Here is a 12840-nt window from a genome sequence, read left to right on the forward strand (position 1 = left end):
GCCCGACGTTGAGACGGCATACATCCGTACCGATGAAGGAGCGCTTCGTGCGAGAAAGCAGCAATCCGGTGATGCGCGGCGTGGTCCGCGACAATCAATCCGGATACGCGGGTTTCGGGGCCGGCATGGCCGGCGCCGGCGCCGCGGCCAACCAGTTCGGTCAGGCCACTGACCCCTACACCCAGCCGGCACCGCCGGCCACTCGTCAGCTCACGATCGACGACGTCGTCACCAAGACCGCGATCACGCTCGGAGTGCTGACGCTGGCCGCCGCTGCCACGTACTTCGCGATCAGCAGCCGCGCCACCGAGGCCGCCCAGGCAGCTCTCGCCACCCCGCTGATGCTGGTCGGCGCCATCGCCGGTCTCGTGCTCGTCCTCGTGGCGAGCTTCGGTCGCAAGCAGGACAACCCGGCCATCGTGCTGGCCTACGCCGCGTTCGAGGGCATCTTCGTCGGTGCCATCTCGTTCGTGTTCGCGAACTGGGCGGTCGCCGGCGACACCTCCGCCGGTGCGCTGATCGGACAGGCCGTCCTCGGCACCTTCGGTGTGTTCTTCGGCATGCTGTTCGTGTACAAGGTCGGCGCCATCCGCGTGACGCCGCGCTTCACCCGCATGCTGTTCGCCGGCATGATCGGTGTCCTGGTCCTGATGCTCGGCAACCTGGTCATCGGTCTGTTCACCGGTGAGGCCGGAGTCCTGCGCGACGGTGGCCCGATCGCCATCATCTTCTCGCTGGTCTGCATCGCCCTCGCCGCGTTCAGCTTCCTGCTGGACTTCGACGCCGCGGATCGCCTGATCCGTGCCGGCGCACCCGACCGGGCCGCCTGGGGCGTGGCACTCGGCCTGACCGTCACCCTGGTCTGGCTGTACGTCGAGATCCTGCGTCTGCTGACCTACTTCAACTCCGACTAGCCAGTCATGTGACAGTGGCCCCGCACCTCGGCAGGTGCGGGGCCACTGTCGTGTCAGGGGTCGGTTGGCGACAAAGTGTGCCACCCGGGTGCGTTTGCGGGAACAACCCCATCACCGCGGTTCTACCGTGCGGACATGGTGTTCTTTATGATCCAGCTGGCGCTGATGATCATCGGCGCCGTCGTACACATACTGGTGGACCGATCGATGCGACGACGCACCGTCGGCCGCGCAGCCGAACTCGTGCTGCTCTGGATACTCGTCCCCGGCGGCGCATTCGGCATCCTCGCCGGGGTCGGCCACGTCGGCCCGAACGCCCCCGAGATCGCCGAGGGCATCGGGCCGGACTTCATCCCGTCCATGTTCCAGTGGGAGCTCGGGTGGAACGACATCGCCGTGGGCGTGCTCGGCGTGCTCTGCTACCGGGTGCGAAATCGTGGCGGATGGCTCGACGCCGCCGTGTGGGCACTGGCGATCAGCTACGGGGGAGACCTCGCCGGTCACATCTCGCAGTACTACATCCACGACAACACCGCGACGAACAACGTCTGGGCGATCCCCGCCGAGATCTACATCGTCGGTGCCGTCGTCATCGCCTGGTTCGTGTACCGACGAACGACCCCCCGCAGCGTCGCGGTCCAGGGACCGAACGCGGCGAGGGGTGTCGACGAGACGGAGACGGCTTCGCTCAGCTGAGGCGCTCCAGCAGTGATCAGCTGAGGCGCTCGAGGACCATGGCCATGCCCTGACCGCCACCCACGCACATCGACTCGATGCCGAAGGTCTTGTCGCGGGTCTGCAGGTTGTTGAGCAGGGTGGTCGTGATGCGGGCGCCTGTCATCCCGAACGGGTGACCCAGGGCGATGGCGCCACCCGACACGTTGAGTTTGTCGTGGTCGATGCCGAGATCACGGGCCGAACCGAGGACCTGCACGGCGAAGGCCTCGTTGATCTCGACGAGGTCGATGTCCGACAGGGACATCCCCGAGACCCGCAGCACCTTGCGGATCGCCTCGATCGGACCGAGCCCCATGATCTCCGGCGACAGGCCGGTGGCCGCGGTGGCGACAACGCGCGCCAGCGGGGTGAGGCCCAGTTCCTTCGCCTTGGTGTCGCTCATGATGACCAGCGCCGCGGCGCCGTCGTTGAGCGGGCACGCGTTGCCCGCGGTGATCGTGCCGTCCGGGCGGAAGACCGGCTTGAGCTGCGAGATCTTCTCGTAGGTCGTGCCCGCGCGGGGGCCGTCGTCGGTGGTGACCAGCGAGCCGTCGGGCAGGGTGACCGGGTCGATCTCCCGCTCGAAGAAACCGGACTTGATGGCTTCTTCGGCGCGGTTCTGGCTCAGCACGCCCCACTTGTCCTGGTCCTCGCGGGAGATGCCGGTGAACGAGGCGACGTTCTCGGCGGTCTGGCCCATCGCGATGTACACGTCCGGGATGACCCCGTCCTTGCGCGGATCGTGCCAGATGCCGGCGTCACCGGCGGCCGCCTTCTCGGTGCGGGCCATCGCGTCGTCGAACAGCGGGTTCTTGGAATTCGGTGCGCCGTCGGCGCCGCCGGAGATGCCGAAGCTCGACACGCTCTCGACACCACCGGAGATGAGGACGTCGGCCTCGCCGGCCTTGATGGCATGCAGCGCCATCCGGGTGGTCTGCAACGACGACGAGCAGTAGCGGTTCACCGTGACGCCGGGGATGTGGTCATGACCCAGCTCGACCGCGATGACCCGGGCGATGTTGTAACCGCCCTGTCCGCCGGGCTGGCCGATGCCCCAGTGGATGTCCTCGATCAGTGCCGGGTCGAGCTCCGGCACCTTGGCGAGCGCGGCTTCGACCATCTGGCGCGACAGTTCGTCGGGTCGGATGTCTTTGAGGGATCCCTTGGCGGCGCGGCCGATCGGGGAACGGGCGTGGGCGACGATGACGGCTTCAGGCATACCTCGAAACTACCGCACCAAGCATCTGCTTGGTCACGAGGTCGGTCAGCCCGGGTCGTGGCTGGTCACCGGTGTGTCAGACGTCTCCTGAGACGTGTGACGAACCGTGTTTCTTCGACGGCCTCGGACACCTTCGGCGGTTCGGGTAGCGGCGTCGGACCCCACTCGCCGATCGAGGCGAGCACCTCGGGCACCAGGATGTCGGCGGCGAGCTCATACCCCGCGGCCGACGGGTGGAATCGATCGGGCGACAGCATGTGCTCGGGGCGCGCGAGGAACTCCTCGGTCAGCAGGTCGGCCAATGGGACCGGCCGCCCCCCGGCGGCCCGGACCGCCGATCGCTGCGCCGCCGCCAGCGTGAGTCCCCAGCGTCGCAACACCATTCGCAGGGGCTGGGGGATCGCGGTCACCACGCCGAAATCCGGGCAGGTGCCGACGACGACCTTCGCGCCTTCGTCGACGAGTGCGTGGACGGCATCTCCGAGCCGGCGCGCCGACGGGAGCGGACTGTTGCGGGCGGTGACGTCGTTGGCGCCGACGAGGATGACGGCCACGTCGGGTCGCTCGTGATGGACGAACATCGCCTCGATCTGGGCCGCGAGCCCCTTCGACGTCGCGCCGACGATGGCCTTGTTGGCGTAGCGGACCACCCGATCGGTCTCCGCGGCCACGCGGCGGGCGATCTGGACTCCTGGCGTCTCGTCCGCGGTCTCGGCACCCAGTCCGGCCGCGGTCGAGTCCCCGAACACCACGAGATACAGGTCGTACACGGTGTCCCGGGTGAAACGTGCGCTGGTGCCGTCGGGGCGGTACACGCCGTCGCCGTCCGGGGCGTTGTCGGTACGGTGCGGGATCACCACGCGGGCCTCGGCGGCCTGACTGTTCAACAGGTTGTAGGCGGCCCAGCCGGCGCCGGCCGCGCCCGCGGTCGCAACCGCTGTCGCGCCGACGTCGCGCACGATCCTGGCGGGGACGATTCCTCGACGACTCGAACCGGACACGAGTGCCAGTTTAGGCGACTTCGACACGACTCCTCGCTGCGCTCGTCGTCGGCTCAGCCAGCGGTAGAACCGACTGCCGACGTCGGGCAGCGGCCGGGTGTCGCTGTTCGCGGTGGCTCTGGGACCATGGACACATGCGCATCGCCAATCACGTCGTCGACCTGGTGGGCAACACCCCGCTGGTCAAGCTGAACTCGGTGACCTCACCCGGATCGGGCCTGGTCGCCGCCAAGGTCGAGTACCTCAATCCCGGTGGCAGCAGCAAGGACCGCATCGCCGTGCGGATGATCGACGCGGCGGAGGCCTCGGGTGAACTGAAGCCGGGCGGGACCATCGTGGAACCGACGTCGGGAAACACCGGCGTCGGCCTGGCGCTCGTCGCCCAGCAGCGCGGCTACAAGTGCGTGTTCGTGTGCCCGGACAAGGTCGGCGAGGACAAGCGCAACGTCCTCCGCGCCTACGGTGCCGAGGTCGTGGTCTGCCCGACCGCGGTGGAGCCGTCCCACCCGGACAGCTATTACAGCGTCTCCGACCGCCTGGTCACCGAGATAGACGGTGCGTGGAAGCCGAACCAGTACGCGAACCCGGCCGGTCCGCAGAGTCACTACGAGACCACCGGTCCCGAGATCTGGGCCGACACCGACGGCAAGGTGACGCACTTCGTGGCCGGCGTCGGCACCGGCGGCACCATCACCGGCACCGGCCGGTACCTCAAGGAGGTGTCCGGCGGCTCGGTGAAGATCGTCGGCGTCGACCCCGAGGGGTCGGTGTACTCCGGCGGGACCGGGCGCCCCTACCTCGTCGAGGGTGTCGGGGAGGACTTCTGGCCGTCGGCCTACGACCCGGACATCCCCGACGAGATCATCGCGGTCTCCGACGCCGACTCGTTCGACATGACCCGGCGTCTCGCCCGCGAGGAAGGGCTGCTCGTCGGCGGCTCGTGCGGGATGGCGGTGGTCGCGGCCCTGCAGGTCGCCGAACGCGAGGGGCCCGACGCCGTCGTCGTCGTACTGCTGCCCGACGGTGGCCGCGGCTACATGGCGAAGATCTTCAACGACCAGTGGATGAGCAGCTACGGCTTCCTGCGCACCCCGCTCGACGCCAACACCAAGGAATCTCTCGTCGGGGATGTGTTGCGCGGCAAGACCGGCGCGCTGCCCGACCTCGTGCACACCCATCCGCAGGAGACCCTGCGCGACGCGATCGAGATCCTGCGCGAGTACGGCGTCTCGCAGATGCCGGTCGTCGGCGCCGAGCCGCCCGTGATGGCCGGTGAGGTCGCGGGTGCGGTCACCGAACGTGACCTCCTCAGCGCGGTCTTCGAAGGTCGTGCCAGCCTCGCCGACCCGGTGTCGGCACACATGGGGGAGCCGTTCCCGCTCATCGGTTCCGGCGAACCGGTGTCGGCGGCCACCAAAGCGCTCGGCGACTGTGACGCGCTGATGGTCGTCGAGGACGGCAAGCCCATCGGCGTGATTACGCGCCACGACCTGCTCGCCTTCGTGTCGAGCCACCCGATCGTCGGATAGGAGCATCACCGTGAGTGAACGACGCAGTGCCGCGGATTCGGTTCGCTGGCAAGGCTTCTCGACCCGCGCCATCCATGCCGGTTACGACCCGGATCCCCAGACGGGCGCGGTGAACGTCCCGATCTACGCCAGTTCGACCTTCGCCCAGGACGGTGTCGGCGGGCTGCGCGACGGCTTCGAGTACGCGCGCACCGGCAATCCGACCCGACGCGCCCTCGAGGCCAATCTCGCCGCTCTCGAGAGCGGCACCTACGGACGGGCTTTCGCCTCTGGCATGGCGGCCACCGACTGCCTGCTGCGCTCGACGCTGCGGCCGGGCGATCATCTGGTGATCCCGAACGACGCCTACGGCGGGACCTTCCGGCTCATCGACAAGGTGTTCAGCCAGTGGGGTATCACCTACTCGGTGGCCCCGGTCTCTGACGTCGCCGCGGTGCGCGACGCCATCCGGCCGGAGACCAAGCTGGTCTGGACCGAGACGCCGACCAACCCGCTGCTCAACGTCGGCGACATCGAGACCCTCGCCGCCGTCGCGCACGAGGTCGGCGCGAAGCTCGTGGTCGACAACACCTTCGCCTCGCCGTACCTGCAGCAGCCGCTCGTCCTGGGCGCCGACGTGGTGCTTCACTCCACGACCAAGTACCTGGGCGGGCATTCGGATGTCGTCGGCGGCGCACTGGTCACCGACAGCGAGGAGCTCGACGAGGCGTTCGCGTTCCTGCAGAACGGCGCCGGGGCGGTCCCCGGACCGTTCGACGGGTTCCTCACCCTGCGCGGCATCAAGACCCTCGGCGTCCGGATGGACCGGCACTGCGACAACGCGGAGAAGGTCGTCGACTACCTGAGCGGCCACGACAAGATCGACGCCGTCCTGTACCCGGGCTTGGAGAACCACCCGGGCCACGAGGTCGCGGGCACGCAGATGAAGCGCTACGGCGGCATGGTGTCGGTGCTGGTCAAGGGCGGGCTCGACGCCGCGAAGGAGTTCTGCGCCCGCACCGAGGTGTTCACGCTCGCCGAATCGCTCGGCGGCATCGAGTCGCTGATCGAACACCCCGGTGCGATGACGCACGCCTCGACGGCCGGATCGCTCCTCGAGGTCCCCGCCAACCTCGTCCGGCTCTCGGTCGGTATCGAGGACATCGACGACCTCCTCGGGGACCTGGAGAACGCGCTGCGCTGAGGAGTCGGGTGGGCGTCAGACCCGCGCCTCGAGGAGCAGGTTCGACGCAGTGGTCGCCGCGACACGCGCCGAGGTCAGACCGGCCGCCCGGAAGGTGTCGAGCAGTCGAGTGGGGCCGGCCTGGGCGCCCAGCGAGGTCGTGCCGTCGGCGATGCTGTGCGGTACGCAGAGGTATGAGCTACCCGAATAGAACAGCAGTGCAACGGGATTGGTCAGATTCTCGGCCAGTGTGTCGTGCGCCAGCGGTTCGACGGCGATCACCTGACCGCCGGGACGCAGTGACGACCGTGCGTGTGCGAGCGCACCCACCGGATCGCCGAAGTCGTGCAGGGCGTCGAAGATCATGATCGCGTCGTGGTCGCCGGCGTACGACTGGGCCGTGGCCACCTCGAAGCGGACCCGGTCGTCGACCCCGGCCGCATGGGCGGCTGCGGTGGCGCGCCGGACGGACTCCTCGTGGCTGTCTACGCCGACGAACGTGGAGTTCGGGAAGGCCTCGGCGAGCAGGATCGTGGGGACCCCGTACCCGCACCCGACGTCGAGAACGCGGATGCCGTCGGTGAGGCGCTGTCCGAGGCCGTCGATCGCCGGAACCCACTCGCTGAGCAACGACGCGCGGTAGATCGTGCCGTAGAACCGTTCGACGCCGGAGAACAGCCGGGAATCGTGGGCGTGCCAGGGCACGCCGTCGCCGGTCGCGTACGCATGCGCGAGCTGGTCGACCGAGGACCACACCGCGGCAGCGACCTCGAAGCCGGCCACGATCGCCGCCGGACTGTTGTCCTCGGCGAGCACCATCGCGTGCTCGGCGGGGAACACGAACACCTCTGGGCCATTCGCGGCGTCATCGCCGGCGTCGTGGAGCAGGACGTATCCGGCCGCGGCCTGCACGCACAACCATTCGTGCACATACCGTTCGGCGAGTCCCGAGCGTTCGGCGAGCTCGGCGCTCGTCGCCGAACCGAGTTGCGCCAGAGCCCGCCACAGTCCCAGGCGGTCGCCGAGGTAGGTGCTGATCGAGTGATAGGCATGGGTGAGATCGGCGCTCACCTGGCCGGCGAAGGCCTCGACCCGAGCGAAGTCGGTCGCGGTGCCGGAACCGGCGGCGTGTGTGGTGGTCATGGGATGAACCTCTCGTGTGCGATGTCGTAACCACGCCGGGCGGCGTGTGCACCGAGCGTGCGCCGGCGTCCTGTCGCGGCGCTGTCATGACCGGACCGTGACCCGCTGGGCGGTGAGCCGATGGTGACAGCCCCGTGACAGCGGGCTCGGAGACCGTCGACGCATGAGAACAACACAGATCAGCGACCTGGGCACCGTGATGTCCATCTGGGCTCACCCCGATGACGAGACCTACCTCGCCGGCGGCGTGATGGCCGCCGTCCGCGACGCGGGTGGGCGCGTGGTGTGCGTGACCGCGACCCGCGGCGAAGCGGCCGACGAGAATGCCACCGCCGCAGAGCGTTCGGAGCTCGCCCTGGTCCGGACCGGCGAGCTTGAGAAGGCTTTTATCGAGCTCGGCATCCAGGAGCACCACTGGTTGGACCTACCCGACGGTTCACTGGCGGCGATCGACGAGAGCGGCCCGGTCGGACGCATCACCGCCCTCCTCGACGACGTGTCACCCGACACCGTCCTGACCTTCGGTCCCGACGGCGTGACCGGGCACCCCGACCACCGCACCGTCAACCGGTGGGTCCGCCTCGCCGTCGACCGTTCGTCGACCTGCCCGCGAATCCTTCACCCGGTGGGCACCGGGCGGGGGATCGAGTTCGACCTCGCCCGTGAGTTCGACATGTGGGCGCTGGGCGGGCCGCGCCAGTGTCCGAAGGAGATGGTCGCGTTGCGAATCGATCTCGACGGGGCCGAACTGGACCGTAAGGTGCGAGCCCTGCTGGCTCAGCGCTCGCAGACCGCGGACCTGGCCGCGGCGATCGGCCTCGAGCGATATCGAACATGGGTGTCGGTGGAGACCTACGCTCATCCTGCATAGGCCGTCGGAGAACAGAGAGCGACGATCGGGATGGTGGTGCGCGAAACCGAAGACGGGCACGTGTCGCCCGCGGTCGAGGTCGGCCTGCTGGGTGCACTGAGGTTGCGGGTCGACGGTGCCGAGGTCGCGGTCCCCGGGGAACGACGACGCGCCCTGCTCGCGCTGTTGACCGTCGCCGGCCGGCACGGCATGGGTATCGGGCGGCTCGTCGACGCGCTGTGGGGCGACGATCTGCCGCGGGAACCGATTGCCGCACTGCACAATCTGGTGTCCCGGCTGCGACGCCATCTCGGCCGACACGCCGATCTGTTGGAACGACGCCCCGACGGCTACCGGCTCCGGGTGTCCGTCGTCGATGTGACGATCGTGCGCGACCTGCTCGCATCCGCCGCCGACACGCCCGATCCCGCCGAGCGTCTCCGTCTGACCGTCCGTGCCCGCGAACTCTGGCGCGGCGAGCCGCTCGGCGAGTTCGCCGGCATCCCGGACCTGGACACCGAACGCGTTGCGTTGGAGGACCTCCACAATCGGCTCGCCGACACCCACGTCGAAGCGCTGGTGGAGTGCCGCGACCCGAGCGCGACCGCGACAGCGAGGGCCGGTGTCGCGTCCGCGCCGCTCCGCGAGAGTTCGGCACGACTGCTCATCCGCGCACTCGCCGCCGACGGGCGTGTCGGCGACGCGATGGCGGTCGCGATGGAGTTCCGCGACCGGTTGCGCGAGCGGACGGGTCTCGATCCGAGCCCGGCCCTCGCGTCGCTCGAGCAGCGGGTGGCGGCGGGCTCCGAATACGGGCAGGCCGAGACGAATCCGGGGCCCGGCGTGACGTCGCGGCGTCGACCTGCTGCGCCGGCCGGGCCTCTGGTGGGGAGGGAGCGAGAACGCGCCGAGATCATCCGGCTGTTGTCGGCGCATCGGGTCGTGACCCTGACCGGTACGGGCGGCGTCGGCAAGACCAGTCTCGCGCTCGACGTCGCCGCCGACCCCGCGGTGTTCCCCGGGTACGGCGTTGCCGTCGTCAACCTCGCCGCGGTCGCGCGAGCCGACCGCGTCCTCCCGTCGGTGGTGTCCACCCTGGGTCTCGAGGTCGGGGTGGGTGCTTCCGTGGACGCGATCGCGCGCGCCGTCGACGGGTCGCTCCTGCTCGTCCTCGACAACTGCGAACATGTGTTGTCGTCCTGCCGCGAATTGGTCGCGGCGATCGTCGAACTGGCTCCTGCAGTGCGGATCCTGGCCACCTCCCGAGTCGTGCTCTCACTCTCCGCCGAGTACGTCCTGCGTCTGCAGCCCCTGACCTTTCCCACCCGCGTCGACGACGTCGACGCGGTCGTTCGGCAGCCTGCAGTGCGCGCGTTCGTCGAGCACGCGCTGCGACGCAATCCGACCTTCGCGGTGTCGAGTCGTGAGCTCACGGACCTCGTCGACGTCGTGCGCCGTGTCGACGGGCTCCCGCTCGGCATCGAGCTGGCGGCGCGTCAGGCCGCCGTGATGCCGATGTCGGCCGTGGCCCGAATGCTCGATGGTGCACTCGATCTCGCGACGGGAACCGGAGCCGACGACCAGCGGCGGCTGACGCTCCGCAGCAGCATCGACATGTCATTCCGACGGCTGAGCGTGGTCGATCAAGCCGTACTCGCCGCCCTCGCACCGTTTCCCGGCGGTGTGTCGCTGCGCACGTTCGAATCCGTCGCACTGAGCGTCGAAGCGGAGGTCGTCGGCGCAGCGGGCATCGGCACGCGAGGTGACGGCGGGCTCGACCCGGTGGAGACCCTGCACCGTCTGATCGACAGCTCGTTGCTCGTCGCCGACGCGTCGGGCGGCAGATACCGTCTCGTGCATCTCATCCGCACCCATCTGCTTGATCACCTCGACCGTGCGGGCGTGCTCGCCGCGGCCGAGGACCGGTTCCTCGACGAATGTGTCGCAACGGTGCGGGACATCGGCGACGAGTGGCTCGGCGTCGCGGAGTTCGAGGCGAATGAGCGTCTCCATGCCGAGATGGACAACCTGCGGTCGGCGCGGGACCTGGCACTGGCGCGCGGACGCGTCGACGTACTCGTGGCGATCACGACATCGCTGTCGCTGATCAGCACATGGCGCAACCTCAACGAATTGTGGACGTGGGCCGTCGAATCGGCGCGTTCGGCGTGGCTCGATGGTCATCCCGATCGCGCCGAGATGCTGTCCGCGGCGGCCGAGGCCGCGCGGCTCGTCGGCGAGTTCGACCTCGCCGTCGACTTCGCGACCTCCGCCCTACGTCCCGATGCCTCCGGGGCACCACCGGATCCGGATGCGCCCGCGTTGGTCGGCGCGCGGGCGGCCAGGGCGGCGGTCGCGCACTTCCGTGGCGACTTCGCGGTGGCGGTACGGGAATGGACCCGCTGCGGCACACACCCGTCCCTGGGGTCGGCGTTCCTCGCGTCTGCGGCGCTCGCCGCGTCGTACTCCGGTGACTCGAGCGGGGCTGCCCGGCTGTTGGCCGAGGCCCGGTCGACGCTGGACCCGTCGGCGGGGCCGTCGCAGCACGCCTTCCTTGACTACGTCCACGGCGAGCTGCTGTCCGCGCACGACCCGTCCAGCGCGCTCGCCCTCTACGAACGCGCCCACGAACGGGCCGCCGGCGTCGGGGCGACGTTCATCGTCGGGGTCGCTCGTGTCGGCGCGGCGGCGTGTCTCGTCCGCGTCGGCGATGTAGCGCGTGCCGCGGAGGCCTACGTCGTCCTGCTCGGGGCATGGCGCGACAGCGGTCAGCCGACGCAGCTGTGGACCACGGCGCGCGACGCCGCCGCACTGCTGCGCGTCCGGGGCCGGATCGACGTGGCCGACGTGCTCGTCGAGTGTGCCGATCTCGACCCCGCCGCGGCCTTCGACACACGCAGAGGTGCCGCGGACCGTGCTTTCGGGGACCTGGTGCACGCCGACAACACGGTCCACGCCGACACCGAAGTCGTGCTCGACCGGGCGATGCGCGAACTCCGAGAGATCAGGGAGTCGACGTCATCGGACGACCGCGGGAGCTCGGCGGCGCGATGACGTCTCCTCGGGTGGCTCCTGCAGGGCGGAGATGGCCGATACTGGTCGCATGCTGCTGACTGCCGACGACGTCGACCGCGCGACCGACGAGCTTGCGTCCGTGATCCGGCGGACCCCGACGATCGCGTCGCGGGTGGTGTCCGAGCGGAGCGGTGCGCAGGTGTGGCTCAAGTGCGAGAACCTGCAACGCACCGGATCTTTCAAGCCACGCGGCGCGTACCTGCGTATCTCGCGGTTGTCGGCGGGGGAACGTGCCCGTGGGGTCGTCGCGGCCAGTGCGGGCAATCATGCGCAGGGAGTCGCCTGGGCGGCATCGGAACTGGGGATCGCCTCACGGGTCTACATGCCGGTCGGAGCCGCGCTGCCGAAGATCGCCGCGACGAAAGCCTATGGCGCAGAGGTGGTGCTCGCCGGATCGACCGTCGACGAGGCGCTCGTCGAGGCGCAGCGTCATGCCGGTACGACGGGCGCGGCTCTGATCCACCCGTTCGATCATCTCGACATCGTTGCCGGACAGTCGACGGTCGGCGTCGAGATCCTGGAGCAGATCCCGGACGTGTCAACGATTCTCGTGCCACTCGGCGGCGGTGGGCTGCTCGCCGGCGTCGCCGCGGCGGCGCGTCTGCGACGACCGGAGGTCGAGGTGATCGGCGTGCAGGCGGCGCAGGCCGCGGCCTGGCCGACATCACTCGCCGAGGAGCGACCGACGCCGGTCGCGGCGATGAACACCATGGCCGACGGCATCGCCGTCGCGACACCCGGGAAGGTCCCGTTCGCGCACGTCTCCGAGTTCGTCGACCGGATCGTCACGGTCAGCGAGGAAGAGTTGAGCACCGCGCTGCTGCTCATGCTGGAGCGGGCGAAGCTGGTGGTCGAGCCTGCCGGGGCCGCGGCGGTGGCGGCGGCGGTGAGCGGTCGGCTCGCGCTGTCCGGGACCGTGTGCGTCGTGTTGTCCGGCGGCAACATCGACCCGCTGCTGCTGCGCCATGTGACGACCCACGGCCTGACCGCCGCCGGACGATTCCTGACCGTGACCGCGACCGTCTCCGACCGGCCCGGTGGACTGGTCGCACTGCTGGAACTGCTCCGCGACCTCGGCGCGAGTGTGCTCGACGTCGTCCATTCCCGCGTCGCCGACGATTTGTATCTCGGCGAGGTGCAGGTGACCGTCAGTGTCGAGACCCGCGGACACGACCACCAGCACGACGTCCGGCGGGCCCTCGCCGACGCGGGGTTCCTGCGGGACTGAGG

At 69.5% G+C, this 12840-nt stretch carries 10 protein-coding genes; 7 read left to right on the forward strand and 3 right to left on the reverse strand.

Features of this window, described 5'->3' with window-relative positions; genetic code table 11:
* Positions 1-47: 47 nt before the first annotated feature.
* Positions 48-914: a Bax inhibitor-1/YccA family protein gene (locus GR168_RS07550; RefSeq protein WP_159370430.1), complete on the forward strand. Its 867-nt coding sequence runs from the start codon at positions 48-50 to the stop codon at positions 912-914.
* 135 nt (positions 915-1049) lie between these two features.
* Complete coding sequence (locus GR168_RS07555) at positions 1050-1610, forward strand: DUF6790 family protein (RefSeq protein ID WP_065629952.1); 561 nt, start codon at positions 1050-1052, stop codon at positions 1608-1610.
* Between the two features lie 16 nt (positions 1611-1626).
* On the opposite strand, the gene GR168_RS07560 is transcribed toward GR168_RS07555, so the two are convergent.
* Positions 1627-2850: an acetyl-CoA C-acetyltransferase gene (locus tag GR168_RS07560; protein WP_055474902.1), complete on the reverse strand. Its 1224-nt coding sequence runs from the start codon at positions 2848-2850 to the stop codon at positions 1627-1629.
* A 65-nt stretch (positions 2851-2915) separates the two neighbouring features.
* Complete coding sequence (locus tag GR168_RS07565; RefSeq protein ID WP_203235937.1) at positions 2916-3827, reverse strand: SGNH/GDSL hydrolase family protein; 912 nt, start codon at positions 3825-3827, stop codon at positions 2916-2918.
* Between the two features lie 158 nt (positions 3828-3985).
* Between GR168_RS07565 and GR168_RS07570 the strand changes: the two genes are divergently transcribed.
* Both GR168_RS07570 and GR168_RS07575 read left to right on the forward strand, forming a co-directional pair.
* Entirely contained in the window at positions 3986-5380 is a 1395-nt protein-coding gene (locus GR168_RS07570) for a cystathionine beta-synthase (protein WP_055474900.1), read from the forward strand.
* Positions 5381-5390: 10 nt separating this feature from the next.
* Complete coding sequence (locus GR168_RS07575) at positions 5391-6563, forward strand: cystathionine gamma-synthase (protein WP_159370431.1); 1173 nt, start codon at positions 5391-5393, stop codon at positions 6561-6563.
* A gap of 15 nt (positions 6564-6578) precedes the next feature.
* On the opposite strand, the gene GR168_RS07580 is transcribed toward GR168_RS07575, so the two are convergent.
* Positions 6579-7685 carry a class I SAM-dependent methyltransferase gene (locus GR168_RS07580; protein WP_058250751.1) on the reverse strand — a complete coding sequence of 369 codons (1107 nt, stop codon included), beginning with the start codon at positions 7683-7685 and terminating at the stop codon, positions 6579-6581.
* Positions 7686-7848: 163 nt separating this feature from the next.
* Here GR168_RS07580 and GR168_RS07585 point away from each other — a divergent pair, with 163 nt between their 5' ends.
* From GR168_RS07585 to ilvA, 3 genes are read left to right on the forward strand one after another with little or no spacing between them, the layout of a single operon-like run.
* The gene (locus tag GR168_RS07585; RefSeq protein ID WP_058250750.1) at positions 7849-8556 is read left to right on the forward strand and encodes a PIG-L family deacetylase; all 708 of its coding nucleotides are present in this window, start codon (positions 7849-7851) and stop codon (positions 8554-8556) included.
* A gap of 30 nt (positions 8557-8586) precedes the next feature.
* Positions 8587-11589, forward strand: a complete 3003-nt coding sequence (locus tag GR168_RS07590) for a BTAD domain-containing putative transcriptional regulator (protein ID WP_159370432.1) — start codon at positions 8587-8589, stop codon at positions 11587-11589.
* Positions 11590-11638: 49 nt separating this feature from the next.
* Positions 11639-12838 carry a threonine ammonia-lyase gene (ilvA, locus tag GR168_RS07595; protein WP_058250748.1) on the forward strand — a complete coding sequence of 400 codons (1200 nt, stop codon included), beginning with the start codon at positions 11639-11641 and terminating at the stop codon, positions 12836-12838.
* Positions 12839-12840: the final 2 nt, after the last annotated feature.

The organism is Gordonia sp. JH63 (genome assembly GCF_009856645.1).
In the GTDB taxonomy this organism is placed as follows: domain Bacteria; phylum Actinomycetota; class Actinomycetes; order Mycobacteriales; family Mycobacteriaceae; genus Gordonia; species Gordonia hongkongensis.

Coding starts and splice junctions, on each gene's coding strand:
- ilvA (WP_058250748.1), top strand. CDS start 11,639: ATGCTGCTGACTGCCGACGACGTCGACCGCGCGACCGACGAGCTTGCG.
- GR168_RS07555 (WP_065629952.1), top strand. CDS start 1,050: ATGGTGTTCTTTATGATCCAGCTGGCGCTGATGATCATCGGCGCCGTC.
- GR168_RS07585 (WP_058250750.1), top strand. CDS start 7,849: ATGAGAACAACACAGATCAGCGACCTGGGCACCGTGATGTCCATCTGG.
- GR168_RS07560 (WP_055474902.1), bottom strand. CDS start 2,850: ATGCCTGAAGCCGTCATCGTCGCCCACGCCCGTTCCCCGATCGGCCGC.
- GR168_RS07580 (WP_058250751.1), bottom strand. CDS start 7,685: ATGACCACCACACACGCCGCCGGTTCCGGCACCGCGACCGACTTCGCT.
- GR168_RS07590 (WP_159370432.1), top strand. CDS start 8,587: ATGGTGGTGCGCGAAACCGAAGACGGGCACGTGTCGCCCGCGGTCGAG.
- GR168_RS07570 (WP_055474900.1), top strand. CDS start 3,986: ATGCGCATCGCCAATCACGTCGTCGACCTGGTGGGCAACACCCCGCTG.